General features: G+C 32.1%; 1 protein-coding gene. It reads left to right on the top strand.

Annotated features, from left to right (window positions below):
* Window positions 1-243 precede the first annotated feature (243 nt).
* Window positions 244-1,332, top strand: coding sequence for a gamma-glutamylcysteine synthetase (locus tag C1E99_RS01330; RefSeq protein WP_105206367.1), 1,089 nt, complete (start codon window positions 244-246; stop codon window positions 1,330-1,332).
* Window positions 1,333-1,386 lie beyond the last annotated feature (54 nt).

The following is a 1,386-nucleotide window of genomic DNA, read 5'->3' as shown; positions in this document are numbered from 1 at the left end:
GAATCATAGTGCAGTACCTTATCCAAAATCGTTTCCATTACTTCATGGTTGATAGATTGGAAGAATGTGACTTCCACTTTTCCGAGACGAATTTTCATCAGAATATCGTTTCTGCCTTTCTTCTCAAAGTGTCTAGATTGGGGAACAGTCAATGGGACGATGGGCTGTGACATAATAAATCCTCCAGTTTTGTTTTTCTAACAGTATACTGGAGGAGGGAGTGAGTAGATAGATACCTTGTTATTGGGCGGTTACGATGTTATTCTGTTTGAAGTAACTTATAATACAATTGAATTTGCTTTCGCAAAAGCATATTCAATCTTTGACGTAGAATCAAGATTTCTAGAATATTTAAAATTAGTTCAAGATTATCTTGGAAAATTTGAACATGAACTACAAGGAATTGGTATTAATCCCCATTGGAAACATAACGACCATAGACCTGTTGAAATTGGTCGATATAAAATGCTAATGAATTACTTGAAATTATCAAATATGTATGAGGGCATGCATAAGTATACAGATTATGCAGGTTTTATCTGTGGGAATCAAGTGCAGTTTGATGTTTCTCAATCAAATTTTTTAGATGTAATAAATGCATTTAATAAGATTGAAGCAGTAAAAGCTTTCCTGTTTGCAAATTCGAAGTTTGAAACGTTAGCAGATCAAACAATCAGTCGTGATTATTTTTGGGAAAAATCAATGCACGGCCTATTAGAGGATAATGTTGGTATTTATCCAAATGATTTTCAGATCCTATCTGACTTTATTAACTACAAGAAAGAATCAGCTATTTTTTACGTAGTTCGCAATAGTAATTACTATTATTTTAGACCAATTGCACTGAAAGACTATTTAAATGAGATGGAAATAGTTGCCTATTCAGAAAAGGGTGAAGAGATAAAACTATCGCCTCAGTTGGAAGATTTAAATACGCATCGTTCCTATCATTATCAAGAGTTAACAAGGAGAGGAACAGTTGAATTTCGAAGTATTTGTGCACAACCATTTGATAGAACATTTACTCCTATAGCCTTTCATTTGGGGTTATTAACAAATTTAAAGGAGTTTGAAAATATTCTCGAAAAAACAGATTTTTTCATAAATTTTGGACGGAATTATAAAAATCTCCGAAAAATGTTTTCTAAACAATACCTTTCTGAGTTTGAATTTTTACAAATTCAAAAATTTGCAGAGGAATTATTCAATTGTGCAAATAGTGGTTTAGAGAAAAGAAAATTTGGAGAAGAAAAATTCTTAGAACCATTAAAACAAAAACTGATATGTAAAGCCCTTTGTCAAGTAAAAACAATCGAACTGATAAAAAAATGAAAAGTATCTAGAAAGAGCCTAGTTCTTAGCTTCGGGCATTGGCCACTCTGATAT

Origin of the sequence: Streptococcus suis, assembly GCF_002964045.1 — a bacterium.
Taxonomy (GTDB): domain Bacteria; phylum Bacillota; class Bacilli; order Lactobacillales; family Streptococcaceae; genus Streptococcus; species Streptococcus suis_U.
Note: the sequence above shows the minus strand (reverse complement) of the source record. Positions and strands in the feature narration are given on the sequence as shown.